Below are 12769 nucleotides of genomic sequence, written 5' to 3'. Positions count from 1 at the left end.
TGTTGAAGTTCCGATAGTAAAGCCCATCAAGCCGCCGTCATCTGCTCCCACCAGCCGATCAACCTGATCGCATCGGCCTGGTCGATGCCGCAGACCTCGATATCCGCCTTGAAAGCACTGCACACCGCAGGCCGTTCCGGTTGCCCGAACAACTGGCATAAGTGTTCGACCGACAGGTGCAGACAGCGTTCGCCCGCAGGTTTGCCCTGGGGCATTCCCGGCAGCGGTGAACTGATGGAGGGGGCGATGCAGCAAGCGCCACAGCCTTCACGGCATTTCATGACCAGCAGGTCCTCGACGGCTCAATAGGGATGGCCGGGCTAGAGTACGCCCTTAAACAGCCGTTTTAAAATGGTCTAACAGGGGTTTTTCGCAGAAAAAAAAAGTGACTGACCAGTCTGCGACAGATGGTCGAGTGTCGACGTCACCTGCGTAGGAAAAGTTTATTGCTTGAATTCGAAATCCAGCGCCGCGCCTTCCACGTCTCGCCGTTCTTCGTTGCGCAGTTGCAGCCTCATCTCATTGCTGAGCAGGCGGCCGTTGATCTGGAATGCACTGTTGTCAGACGGCTTCTCGCCAAACATTGGCGGCAGCAACGGTACGTTTTTGGGCGCGGGCATGCTGCCGATGGGCTGCAAGTGCCTGACCATGTCGGAGGGCAGGGACAAATCCAACTGTGCCGGTGGCAGTTGGGTCTGGGCCACTTCGCGGGCGGACTTGGACTTGCTCGCAACCGGCGCGCGTTTTTTTACCGGCGTGTTTTTTTTGTTCGTGGCCGAGGCTTTTTTGGCCGGGGTCGTTTTTTTTGCGGGCGTTTTCTGCTCGGTGCTCGCGGCGGGGGCTGGGTTGACCACAGGCGTTGCGGCCAGCGTGGCGCCGACATTACTCAGGCCGAACAGGCTAATCACTAAAACAGCGCGAAAAATAGAAGTCATATTGCCAACAGCATTAACGGCAGAGGGCCATATGCTCGCTTGTTGAGGGCAGCATGACAAGCGCGGTGATCAGCCAGCTATCCGCGTTGTCTGCTTGGCGAACCTCAAAAACCGACAGCGGTCTCCTGGCATAACTGACTGGCGAGCATCCCCAAGGTCATCAGCGCCCGCTCTGCTTCGCGGTTCCACGGCGTGCCGCAGTTAAGACGAATACAGTGGTTGAACTGTTCCGTATTACTGAAGATCAACCCCGGTGCGATGCTGATGCCCTGTTGCAATGCACGCACATGCAGTTCCTGGGTATTGACCCGCCCCGGCAAACTGACCCACAGGATAAAACCGCCGGTCGGACGGGTCATCTGGGTGCCTTCGGGGAAATACTGCTGAACCGCCAGTTGGAAAGCACTGAGGTTCTTGCGATATTCCTGGCGGATGTAACGCAGGTGCCGATCGTAACCGCCGTTCTCCAGGTACGCGGCGACGCCCATTTGGGTGACGCTGCACGCCGAATGCGTGCTGAACATCTGCAAGCGCTGGATTTCCTGCTGATACTTACCGGCAATCATCCAGCCAATGCGCACGCCGGGTGACAAGGTTTTGGAAAAGCTCGAGCAATAAATCACGCGATCAAGGCGATCGTAGGCTTTCAGGGCTTTGGTGCGACCCAGCTCGAACATCAGTTCGCCGTAGATGTCGTCTTCGACGATCTGGATATCGAAATCCGACGCCAGGCGCAGCAATTGTTTCTGCCGTTCCTCGGGCATGGTGCCGCCCAAAGGGTTGCTCAGGCGCGTGGTCAGCACCAGGGCCTTGATCGACCACTGATTGGCGGCCAATTGCAGGGCTTCGAGGCTCATGCCGGTGGCGGGGTCACTGGGGATCTCTATGACCTTGAGGCCCAACAGGTCCGCCAACTGCAGTAAGCCGTAATAGGTGGGTGACTCGGCGGCGATCAGGTCGCCCGGCCGCGTCAGCACCCGCAGCGACATCTGCAACGCATCAACGCAGCCGTGGGTGATCACCACTTCGGAAGGGTCCACCACCACGCCGGCATCGCGCATGCGGATCGCCACCTGGCGGCGCAACGGCTCGAAGCCGGGGCTGAACATGTAGCTGAACGCCCGTGGGCTCTGGAAGCGCGTGACCTTGGCCAACTGCTGGTGCAGTGCACGTACCGGCAAGTAATCCACACTCGGCACGGCCGCGCCCAGTGGGAATACGCCTTCACGACGCGACTCCACCAACACTTGCTGAATGATGCTGCTGCGGGTCACCAACCCTGGGCGCTCGACCCGGGCGATATCCGGCGTCGGTGCCGTCAGCGCCGGTGTCTGGTGTACGTAATACCCGGACTGTGGCCGCGCACGAATCAAGCCCTGATCTTCCAGATTGGCGTAGGCCTGCAACACCGTGGCATGGCTGACGTTGAGCTGGGAGCTCATCTTGCGCACCGAGGGCACGCGTTCGCCCGGTTGATAGACACCGCGCCGGATATCCTCAGCCAGTTGCTGGGCGATACGTTGGTAAAGCAACAGATTGGTCATGACGCAGCACTCGATTTCACGGGTATTTTATTTTTGTGTGAAACATACCGGCACAGTTTAGAAGTGTACGGGGACAGTTGCCACAATAGTCGAGCGCGGGCGGCAGTGATAGAAAAAACTGTAAGGGTGGCCTGCGGCGTTTCGGGTACATCCAAAAAAATGTGGGAGCAAGCCACCTCCCACATTTTGCTTGCGCCAGGCTCCTAGCGGGCCGCGCCGAGTTGGCCTTTTGCGTCAGAGAACACGATCTCTACCCGCCGGTTCTGCGCACGGCCGCGCTCGGAGGCGTTGGCCTCCACGGGGTACTGGTCGCCATAGCCTTCGACCTGGATGCGTTTTTCGTCGATCCCCAGGTCCACCAGCACATCGGCCACCGATTGCGCGCGGTCGCGGGACAGTTGGAGGTTTTCCTGCTCGCCGCCGGTGCTGTCGGTGTAACCCTCGATACGCACTATGCGTTTGGGGTTCAGTTGCAGGAACTGGACGATTTTCAGCACGGTGCGGTTGGCCGAGTTTTTCAATTCGGCTTCGCCGGTGTCGAACAACACGTCGCCCAGGGTCATCACCAAGCCGCGATCGGTCTGGGTGGTGGCCAGGCTGGCGATCTGTTCTTCGAGCCATTTGCCTTGCTGCTGCACGCTGATCAGCTTGCTTTCACGCAGGGCCAGTTGCAGTCGCTGGCGTTCCAGTTCGAGTTTGGCACCGTGTTCCTGGTTGAGTGCCTGCTCGGTGTGTTCGCGGGCGATCGCGCTGTAGCGCCGGCTGAGGTAGGCGTAATGCACCACGTCGGCGCCGCTGCCCCAGTAGCTGGACAAGCGATCGGCACGGGCCAGGGACTCTCCGGCGCGGATCACGTCCTTGGGCGCGAAGCGCAGCACATTGGCGTCTTCCTTGACCTTCTGGAAGTCGCTGCCCGCCTGTTGCAGGGCCTGCTCGCCATTCGGATGGCTGGCGCAACCGCCCAGGGCCGCGCTGCCCAGCAGCACGATACAACTCAAACCACGGATCATCGGGCTCATTGGGCTTCTCCCAACTGCAATTGCTTACGCAGGCGGGTGATACGGGTATTGAGCACGTTCAGTTGTTCCTGGCTCTTGCGGGTCAACACTTGGGCTTCGGCGAGACGTGCATCCAGTTCGGCCTGTTCGGCCTGCATGCGCGCGTCCTTGTAGGACCGGTCGGCCATGTCGGCCTGGGCCTGGGTGAGTTTGCCTTCGGCCAGTTTCAGCTCAGGCGATTCATCGGGGTTGGCACCCACGGCATTGGCTTGTTCCAAGGCTTGCTGGGTGAGGCGTATTTGTTCATTCGGCGCAGGATCGGCTGCACATCCCGCCAGAGCAACGACGGCGAGTGCCGCTAAAAAAGGTCGAAAAGTCACTGAAAATCCCTACTTTGTTGGGGTGCCGACGGGTTGTTGCAATTGCGCTTTCCAGCGCTCCAGATTGCGCTGCAGCGCAGCTTGCGCCACACCAGACCCGGACAATTCTGTCATCTTTTTCGCCAGCTGTCCGCGCAGCCATGGATCATTGCACGCGGAGTTGTGGGAAATTGCCAGGTACAGACCAGGCTGATCGACGGGTACGTCGTGGGCAATCAGGTCATTGCTCATGCCAAGGGTCTCGGCCATGGCCATGCCGGAGTAACGCCCGGCAAGTACGTAATCCACTTCCCCCAGCAGCAGTTTCTGGAACGCAGGAGTCAAGGCAGGCAGGCGTTGCAGAGTCAATTGCTGGGCGGCGAAGGTTTCAAAGTCGTGGCTCAACCGCGCCCGTTCGGACACCGCGCCCTTGTGGCCGGGCAGGTCAGTGGCCGTGGTATAGGCCAGCGCCGAATCCTTGCGGGTCCAGACCAGATAGTCGATCTGCACCAGCGCCGGGTGGATGTAGTCGAGGGTTTCCAGCTCGCCGAGATTCAACGGCGCATCGGCCAGCAGATCCATGCGCCCGCTGCGCACTTCATCCAAGGCCTGGGAGCGCTTGCCGCCGTAAAGCAGGTCGATTTTCAGCCCAAGGTCCTGGGCCACTTGCTGCAGCATGTCGGCGGTGGCGCCGATCAGGTGCGTGGGGTCCTGGGGGTCGCGCCAGAGCAGAGGCGGAGCATCCGGGCTGCCGGTGACCACCAGGCGCTCGCATTTGCCGGCGGCCAGCGACAAGGTCGGCAGCAACAGTGTGAAACCCAGCAGTACGGCCCAGGGGCGCAATTCCATGGCGAGGTGCTCCGATAAATAAAAAGCCCGGTCACAAGACCGGGCTCTTTATAAGTGAAGCGACTGGATTAGACCAGCTTCTCCAACTCAGGTACGGCTTCGAACAAGTCCGCCACCAGGCCGTAATCAGCCACCTGGAAGATCGGTGCTTCTTCATCCTTGTTGATCGCCACGATCACCTTGGAGTCTTTCATGCCGGCCAAATGCTGGATCGCGCCGGAGATACCGACCGCGATGTACAGCTGTGGCGCAACGATCTTGCCGGTCTGGCCGACCTGCATGTCGTTGGGCACGAAACCGGCGTCGACGGCCGCGCGGGAAGCGCCGACCGCAGCGCCCAGCTTGTCGGCCAGGGCGTACAGGTGCTTGAAGTTGTCACCGTTCTGCATGCCACGTCCGCCCGAAACGACGATCTTGGCAGCGGTCAGCTCAGGACGATCCGACTTGGCCAGCTCTTCGCCAACAAAGCTGGAAAGGCCAGCGTCGTGGGCAGCGGAGACGGCTTCAACGGCAGCCGAACCACCTTCGGCTGCAACCGGGTCGAAACCGGTGGCACGCACGGTGATGACCTTGACCGCAGCGCTCGATTGCACAGTGGCAATGGCGTTACCGGCGTAGATCGGGCGCTTGAAGGTGTCGGCGCTTTCGACCGAGATGATCTCGGAGATCTGGTCAACGTCCAGTTGCGCAGCAACGCGCGGCAGGATGTTTTTGCCGTTGGAGGTCGCGGCAGCCAGGATGTGGCTGTAGCCAGCACCCAGCTCTGCTACCAGCGGCGCGACGTTTTCCGGCAGTTGGTGAGCGTAAGCGGCGTTGTCGGCCAGCAGTACTTTGCTCACGCCAGCGATTTTCGCTGCGGCTTCGGCCACGGCGCCAGCGCCCTGACCGGCAACCAGCACGTGGATGTCGCCACCGATTTTCGCAGCGGCAGCCACGGTGTTCAGGGTGGCCGGAGCCAGTACCTTGTTGTCGTGTTCTGCGATTACCAAGATAGTCATGATTAGATTACCTTCGCTTCGTTTTTCAGTTTCTCAACCAGTTCAGCCACCGACTTGACCTTGATGCCCGCGCTGCGTGCAGCCGGCGCTTCAACTTTGACGGTCTTGTTGGTAGAGGCGGTGGAAACGCCCAAAGCGTCCGGGGTCAGCACTTCGAGAGGCTTCTTCTTGGCTTTCATGATGTTTGGCAGGGACGCGTAGCGCGGCTCGTTCAAACGCAGGTCGGTGGTGATGATGGCCGGCAGTTTCAGCGAAACTGTTTGCGCGCCGCCGTCGATTTCGCGGGTCACGGCAACGCTGTCGCCGCTCACTTCGACTTTCGAGGCGAAGGTACCCTGGCCGTAACCGGTCAGTGCAGCCAGCATCTGGCCAGTCTGGTTGTTGTCGCTGTCGATGGCCTGTTTGCCGAGGATCACCAGCGATGGCTGTTCCTTGTCGACAACGGCTTTGAGCAACTTGGCAACGGCCAGGGAGGTCAGTTCTTCAGCCGACTCAACCAGGATGGCGCGATCAGCGCCCAGTGCCAGGGCGGTACGCAGCTGCTCTTGAGCAGTGGTCGGGCCGATGGAAACCACGACGATTTCAGTCACCACGCCTTTCTCTTTCAGGCGTACAGCTTCTTCCACGGCGATTTCGCAGAAAGGGTTCATCGACATCTTGACGTTAGCGAGGTCGACGCCGGAATTGTCCGCCTTGACGCGAACTTTCACGTTGTAATCGACAACGCGTTTGACAGCTACAAGAACCTTCATGGATTCCTCGTTACTCTCCGGTGAAAAGAAAGTCGCCTAGGCGAACCTGGCGGTTGATGCTCATCGGCACACAAGGGCACCTTCAAAACCTTCGGCAAGTGACGCAGCGATAGAGAGTGATGACCGTTCGTCAGAGGTTACTGGGAGGTCATTCATGATCGCGACGTGTAAACTGCGCGCCAGCATTGGGCACGCGCCAGCCTTTTTCGCCTTCGCCTGTCTTTAAAGGTGCTCTTGAAACCTACAGTCAGCCTACGGCTAGCGCAAAACCGACCGTATATTGACCGGAACGCCTATTCTGGTCAATACGGCAAAATGGCCAGTCATAAGCCCCGTTGCTTTGATTTACCTAGCTTCCAAGCAATTCAAACAAACGTTTGTATTGGACGCTGAGAGTGGTGTAGATATAATGCGCCACCTAGAGAGAAAGGTGGTCATCCGCCTGCCCAGTGAGCGCAGCGATGACGGTGACGACACCCAACCTCCACCCATTAGAAAAAAAGCCTGTGAGCCTGAGTAGGAGATAGCCTGTGGAACGCGAATACATGGAATTCGACGTGGTCATCGTCGGCGCTGGCCCGGCGGGCCTGTCTGCCGCCTGCCGACTGAAGCAGAAGGCCGCCGAAGCCGGTAAGGAAATCAGCGTCTGCGTGGTCGAGAAAGGCTCCGAGGTCGGCGCACATATCCTTTCCGGTGCCGTGTTCGAACCACGCGCCCTGAACGAACTGTTCCCGGACTGGAAAGAACTCGGCGCTCCGCTCAACACCCCCGTGGTGCGCGATGACATCTATGTACTGCGCAGCAGCAACACCGCCACCAAGGTGCCTGACTTCTTTGTGCCCAAGACCATGCACAACGAAGGCAACTACATTATCTCCCTGGGCAACCTGTGCCGCTGGCTGGCCCAGCAGGCCGAGAACCTGGGCGTGGAAATCTACCCAGGCTTCGCCGCCCAGGAAGCGCTGTTCGACGAAAACGGCGTGGTGCGCGGGATCATCACCGGCGACCTCGGCGTCGACCGCGAAGGCAACCCGAAAGAAGGCCTGTACACCCCCGGCATGGAACTGCGTGGCAAGTACACGCTGTTCGCTGAAGGCTGCCGTGGCCATATCGGCAAGCAACTGATCCAGCGCTTCAAGCTGGACAGCGACGCTGACGCCCAGCATTACGGCATCGGCCTGAAGGAAATCTGGGAAATCGACCCAGCCAAGCACCAACCAGGCCTGGTGGTCCACACCGCCGGCTGGCCGCTGGATATCATGAGCAACGAGAACACCGGTGGCTCGTTCCTCTATCACTTGGAAAACAACCAGGTGGTCGTCGGCCTGATCGTCGACTTGTCCTACAGCAACACCTTCCTGTCACCGTTCGATGAGTTTCAGCGCCTCAAGCATCACCCGGTGCTGGCGCAGTACCTGGAAGGCGGCAAGCGCATCAGCTACGGCGCCCGCGCGCTGGCCAAGGGCGGCATCAACTCGTTGCCGAAGATGGTGTTCAAGGGCGGCGCATTGATCGGCTGTGACCTGGGCACCATGAACGTGGCCAAGATCAAGGGCAGCCACACCGCGATGAAATCCGGCATGCTCGCCGCCGAAGCCGTGGCCGAGCGCCTGCTGGCGGACGCCGAAGGCGGCGACGAGCTGACCAACTACGTTGACAGTTTCAAGGCAAGCTGGCTCTACGAAGAACTGTTTGCCACGCGTAACTTCGGCCCGGCGATGCACAAGTTCGGCCCGATCATCGGTGCTGGCTTCAACTGGTTCGACCAAAATATCCTCGGCGGCAAGATGCCGTTGACCCTGCACGACACCAAGCCGGACTATGCCTGCCTCAAGCTGGCCAAGGACTGCCAGAAGATCGACTACCCCAAACCCGACGGCAAGCTGAGCTTTGACAAACTGAGCTCGGTGTTCATCTCCGGCACCAACCACGAAGAAGAACAGCCGTGCCACTTGAAACTCAAAGACCCGAGCATCCCGATCGGCACCAACCTGCCGCTCTACGATGAACCGGCGCAGCGCTATTGCCCGGCCGGCGTGTATGAAGTGGTGACCAAGGAAGACGGCGAGAAGCGCTTCCAGATCAACGCCCAGAACTGCGTACACTGCAAGACCTGTGACATCAAGGACCCTTCGCAGAACATCACCTGGGTGACGCCGGAAGGCGCGGGCGGGCCGACTTACCCGAATATGTAACTCAACCGCTTAAAGAAAAGGCTCCCCCGATGGGAGCCTTTTTTATGAGCGAAACTCGGTCAAATGTGGGAGGGGCGGTGCGACGACTCGACTTGCCCCCGATAGCGGTGGAACAGTCAGCACATCTATGGCTGGACCACCGTCATCGGGAGCAAGTCGAGTCGTCGCACCGCCCCTCCCACATTTTTAATCCCGTTGATCCAGGGAGAATCAGGCCGCGCGCTCTTCGCCGGGATTGCGCTCAAAGTAGCGCTTATATTCGCGACTGAACTGCGACGTACTCTGATACCCCACGCTATGCGCCGCCTGCGCCACGCCCATGCCTTCCACCAGCAACAACTGCTGCGCCTTGAGCAACCGCAAACGCTTCAGATACTGCACCGGCGACAACAAAGTGCAGCGCTTGAAGTGTTCATGAAAGGTCGACGCACTCATGTGCGCATAACCTGCCAACGTCTCGATATTCAGCGGCTCGGCGTAATGGGCGTGCAGGTGATTCAACGAGGTGGCGATTCGTGAAAACTGCCCCTGCTGTTCCACCAACGCGCGCAACACATCCGCCTGGGGCCCACGCAACGCGGTGAACAACAATTCACGCACCCGCGCCGGGCCCATGATCCGGCTTTCCAGCGGATCGTGCAGGCATTGCAACAGCCGCTCGACGCAGCCACGCATGGCGTCATCCAATACCACCGAACTCATCGACTCCAAGGTCTGCGCGGTCGGCGGCGGCCCGGCCTGCATGCCCATGGCCATCACCAATTCGCCCAGCACCACCCGATCAATCCCCACCGTTACCCCCAACAGCGGTGCGCCGGGCGCCCGGGCGAACGTCTCGCATTCGAACGGCACCGGCATCGCCTGGATCAGGTAGTGCCCCGCGCCGTACTCCAGGGTACGCGGGCCCAGGTACGCGACTTTGCTGCCTTGGGCGACGAACATCAGGCTCGGCTCATAGATCTGCGGCCCGCGCGCGACGTCGCAACTGGCGCGCAACACTTGCACACCCGGCAGGTGGGTCGGGGAGAAACCGTCGCGGGGCGTCAGCCTCTCGATCAAGGAAACCAGGGTGGCGTTGGCGTCGAGATGGCGGGTCAACAACATGGCAAAAAACTTCGCTAGTAAGGGATGAGAGCATCATCGCAGGTCGAGCGCCCCGTGCATCCAAACCAGAGGCACTCCCGGACGAATAGGCATGAGACTCGGAGCAATCGCCATGGTCGCCTGCGGGGTCGGCGCGGAAAATGGCCCACCTCACTTGTCACTGCTTTTGCGAGGTTTGCCCATGTACACCGCTATCGGTTATGCCGCCCAGTCGGCCACCACTCCCCTCGCCCCCCTGTCGTTTGAACGCCGCAGCCCGCGCGCCGATGACGTGGCGATCGAAATTCTGTACTGCGGCGTCTGCCATTCCGACATCCACCAGGCCCGCAACGAATGGGGCATCGCCGTGTACCCGCTGATGCCGGGCCATGAGATTGTCGGCAAAGTCAGCGCCGTCGGCGCCAACGTCACCGCGCATAAAGTCGGCGACCTGGTCGGCGTCGGCTGCATGGTCGACTCGTGCCGCCACTGCGCCGCCTGCCAATCGAACCTGGAGCAATACTGCCTCGAAGGCCCGACCATGACCTACGCCACCCCGGACCGGGTGGATGGCAGCAACACCATGGGCGGCTACTCCGACAGCATCGTGGTCAGCGAACACTTTGTGGTGAAGATCCCGGCCAAGCTCGATCTGGCCAGCGCCGCACCGATCCTCTGTGCAGGCGTCACCACCTACTCGCCGCTCAAGCACTACGGTGTGAAGGCCGGCGATAAAGTCGGGATTCTCGGCATGGGCGGCCTGGGCCATATGGGCATCAAGTTCGCCAAGGCCATGGGCGCCGAAGTCACGCTGTTCACCCGTTCTGCGAGCAAGGCCGAGGAAGGCCGGCGCCAGGGCGCGGATCATGTGATCGTGTCCACCGACGCCGCGCAAATGAAAGCCGCCGCTGGGCACTTCGACTTCCTGCTGGACACCATCCCGGTGCAGCACGACCTGAACCCCTACCTCGATGTGCTGCGCTTTGACGGCGTGCATATCTTGGTCGGTCTAATCGAGCCGGTGGACCCGCCCGTCAATGCCGCCAAGCTGGTACTGGGCCGTAAAATGCTGGCCGGTTCGCTGATCGGCGGCATCGCAGAAACCCAGGAAGTCCTGGATTTCTGCGCCGAGCATGGCATCACCTGCGACATCGAAATGCTCGACATCCGCCAGATCAACGAGGCGTTCTCGCGCATGATCGCCGGCGATGTGAAGTACCGCTTTGTCATCGACATGGCGACCTTGAAGGCCTGATCAGGCCTTCGCGCCCAACTGCGCAGATAGCCGCCCCGCGACCTGTTTGATCACGGGAATCAGCTCGGCCATTTTCTCCAGCGGCATGTAGGGCACGGTACTGGCGATGCTGATGCCGGCGACGATTCGCCGGCTGGCATCGCGCACCGGTGCCGCCACGCAGCGGATCGACGGCTCGTTGTCTTCCAGGTCGAACGCATAGCCGCCCACCACATACTCACGCATGCGCTGCTCGAATTGCGCCCAGGATTGCTCCGGGTGTTGCGGCCACTGCAGGTTTTTCCCTGCCGTCGGCTGGCTGACTTCGTACAGGCGCTGCCACTCATCGACGCTGTCATCCAACAGCAACGCCTTGCCGATACCAGTCCGCGCCAGCGGCATGCGATGGCCGACCCGCGAGCGCATTTCCGGACCGTTGCGACCGGGGTTCTTGTGCAGATAGAGCACGTCGTCGTCTTCACGAATCGCCAGGTGGATGGTGTCGCCGGTCAGCGCCGACAACTCGTCCAGATATGGCACCGCCAGGGTCACCAACGGCAACTCTTCGCGCGCCTGAAACCCCAGCTCGATCAGCTTCGGCCCCAGCAGGTAGCCGACTTGCGGCACCACGCGCAGGTAGCGCTCCTCCACCAGGCAACTGGCCAGGCGGTGCGTGGTGCTGCGGGTGGTGCCGATGCGCCGGGCGATCTCTTTCAGATCCCGCGCACCGGCCGCCACCGCCTGCACCACGCCCAAGCCACGCAGCAAGGTCTGGGTGCCGGTGGGAGCGGCGTCTTTGACGGGGGTGTGGGCGGTTTCCTGCATATCGGGCCTATGTGGTGGTACGAAAACGAGCGGCATTATGGCAAATACCGAACCTCAATACAGTTGAGATCCAAATGTGGGATCTTCACATGGCATGCATTCAGCGCTGCTTCATGCGGTCGATGATGACCGCCAGCAACAGGATCGAGCCGCGGATCACGTACTGATAGAAGGTGTCGATGTTCTTCAGGTTCATCGCATTCTCGATGATCGCCAGAATCAGCACCCCGGCGATCACATGACGAATCATGCCGATGCCACCGCTGAGCGATACCCCGCCGAGTACGCAGGCGGAAATCACGGTGAGCTCAAAGCCCTGGCCGATCATCGGCTGGCCGGAGGTCATGCGCGACGCGAGGATCACCCCGGCCAATGCGCCGATCAACCCGTGTACGGCAAAGATGATGATCTTGGTGCGGTCGACATTCACCCCGGCGAGCAATGCCGCTTCCTGGTTGCCGCCGATGGCCATGGTGTTGCGCCCGTAGGTGGTGTAGTTGAGCAGCCAGCCGAAGAACACAAAGCACAGCACGGTAATGATGATCGGCACCGGCACGCCCAGCAGTTGGCCGTTGCCGAGCACGAAGAAGCGCTCGTCCATCACGCCGACCGCCTTGCCGTTGGAGAAGATGTAGGCCAGGCCGCGCACGATCTGCATGGTCGCCAAGGTGGCGATCAACGCATTGATGCGCAGCTTGGCGATGACGATGCCGTTGATCAGCCCCACCACCAGGCCCATGGCCAAGGCCGCCGACACGCCGAGCAGCACACTGTCGGTGTCACGAATCACGATCCCGGCCACCACGCCGGCGCAGGCGATCACCGAGCCCACCGACAAGTCGAAGTGCCCCGACGCCAGGCAGAACAGCATGGTGCAAGCCGCAATGCCCACCGTGGAAATCGCCAGGCCCAGCCCGCGCATGTTCAGCGGCGAGAGGAAGTTGTCGATCAGCAAGGCACACAGCAGAAAAATCCCCAGCGCCGCGAGCAACATCGC

13 protein-coding genes are annotated in these 12769 nt (G+C 60.7%); 2 read left to right on the top strand and 11 right to left on the bottom strand.

Features of this window, described 5'->3' with window-relative positions:
- Positions 1-26: 26 nt before the first annotated feature.
- From ACP7CJ_RS16085 to ACP7CJ_RS16050, 8 genes are all read right to left on the bottom strand, one after another.
- The gene (locus tag ACP7CJ_RS16085; RefSeq protein ID WP_276194376.1) at positions 27-281 is read right to left on the bottom strand and encodes a YkgJ family cysteine cluster protein; all 255 of its coding nucleotides are present in this window, start codon (positions 279-281) and stop codon (positions 27-29) included.
- Positions 282-443: 162 nt separating this feature from the next.
- The gene (locus ACP7CJ_RS16080; RefSeq protein ID WP_426100105.1) at positions 444-935 is read right to left on the bottom strand and encodes a translation initiation factor 2; all 492 of its coding nucleotides are present in this window, start codon (positions 933-935) and stop codon (positions 444-446) included.
- Between the two features lie 104 nt (positions 936-1039).
- On the bottom strand, positions 1040-2479 hold the full coding sequence (locus ACP7CJ_RS16075) for a PLP-dependent aminotransferase family protein (protein WP_276194378.1): 1440 nt from the start codon (positions 2477-2479) through the stop codon (positions 1040-1042).
- A gap of 203 nt (positions 2480-2682) precedes the next feature.
- Positions 2683-3498 carry an OmpA family protein gene (locus tag ACP7CJ_RS16070; protein WP_247402644.1) on the bottom strand — a complete coding sequence of 272 codons (816 nt, stop codon included), beginning with the start codon at positions 3496-3498 and terminating at the stop codon, positions 2683-2685.
- Entirely contained in the window at positions 3495-3857 is a 363-nt protein-coding gene (locus ACP7CJ_RS16065) for a DUF4398 domain-containing protein (protein WP_426100106.1), read from the bottom strand. The genes ACP7CJ_RS16070 and ACP7CJ_RS16065 overlap by 4 nt, the downstream gene beginning before the upstream one ends.
- 9 nt (positions 3858-3866) lie before the next feature.
- Complete coding sequence (locus ACP7CJ_RS16060; RefSeq protein ID WP_426100107.1) at positions 3867-4685, bottom strand: substrate-binding periplasmic protein; 819 nt, start codon at positions 4683-4685, stop codon at positions 3867-3869.
- 68 nt (positions 4686-4753) lie between these two features.
- Positions 4754-5683 carry an electron transfer flavoprotein subunit alpha/FixB family protein gene (locus ACP7CJ_RS16055; RefSeq protein WP_253398121.1) on the bottom strand — a complete coding sequence of 310 codons (930 nt, stop codon included), beginning with the start codon at positions 5681-5683 and terminating at the stop codon, positions 4754-4756.
- A gap of 2 nt (positions 5684-5685) precedes the next feature.
- Positions 5686-6435, bottom strand: a complete 750-nt coding sequence (locus tag ACP7CJ_RS16050) for an electron transfer flavoprotein subunit beta/FixA family protein (RefSeq protein ID WP_253398123.1) — start codon at positions 6433-6435, stop codon at positions 5686-5688.
- 530 nt (positions 6436-6965) lie between these two features.
- Between ACP7CJ_RS16050 and ACP7CJ_RS16045 the strand changes: the two genes are divergently transcribed.
- A complete protein-coding gene (locus tag ACP7CJ_RS16045) occupies positions 6966-8630 on the top strand; it encodes an electron transfer flavoprotein-ubiquinone oxidoreductase (protein ID WP_247406486.1) in 1665 nt (554 codons plus the stop codon).
- Positions 8631-8840: 210 nt separating this feature from the next.
- Here ACP7CJ_RS16045 and ACP7CJ_RS16040 read toward each other — a convergent pair whose 3' ends face one another.
- A complete protein-coding gene (locus tag ACP7CJ_RS16040; RefSeq protein WP_276194381.1) occupies positions 8841-9734 on the bottom strand; it encodes an AraC family transcriptional regulator in 894 nt (297 codons plus the stop codon).
- A 181-nt stretch (positions 9735-9915) separates the two neighbouring features.
- Between ACP7CJ_RS16040 and ACP7CJ_RS16035 the strand changes: the two genes are divergently transcribed.
- A complete protein-coding gene (locus ACP7CJ_RS16035) occupies positions 9916-10968 on the top strand; it encodes an NAD(P)-dependent alcohol dehydrogenase (RefSeq protein WP_247406483.1) in 1053 nt (350 codons plus the stop codon).
- Here ACP7CJ_RS16035 and ACP7CJ_RS16030 read toward each other — a convergent pair whose 3' ends face one another.
- Together ACP7CJ_RS16030 and araH are read right to left on the bottom strand one after the other, a co-directional pair.
- Positions 10969-11772, bottom strand: a complete 804-nt coding sequence (locus ACP7CJ_RS16030; RefSeq protein ID WP_426100108.1) for an IclR family transcriptional regulator — start codon at positions 11770-11772, stop codon at positions 10969-10971.
- 100 nt (positions 11773-11872) lie between these two features.
- Positions 11873-12769: L-arabinose ABC transporter permease AraH (gene araH, locus ACP7CJ_RS16025; RefSeq protein ID WP_426100109.1), on the bottom strand; the 897-nt coding region annotated here is incomplete at its 5' end.

It is taken from the genome of Pseudomonas sp. PSPC3-2 (assembly GCF_049897085.1).
Classification (GTDB): domain Bacteria; phylum Pseudomonadota; class Gammaproteobacteria; order Pseudomonadales; family Pseudomonadaceae; genus Aquipseudomonas; species Aquipseudomonas paraveronii.
This window is presented reverse-complemented; position numbering and strand designations above follow the sequence as displayed.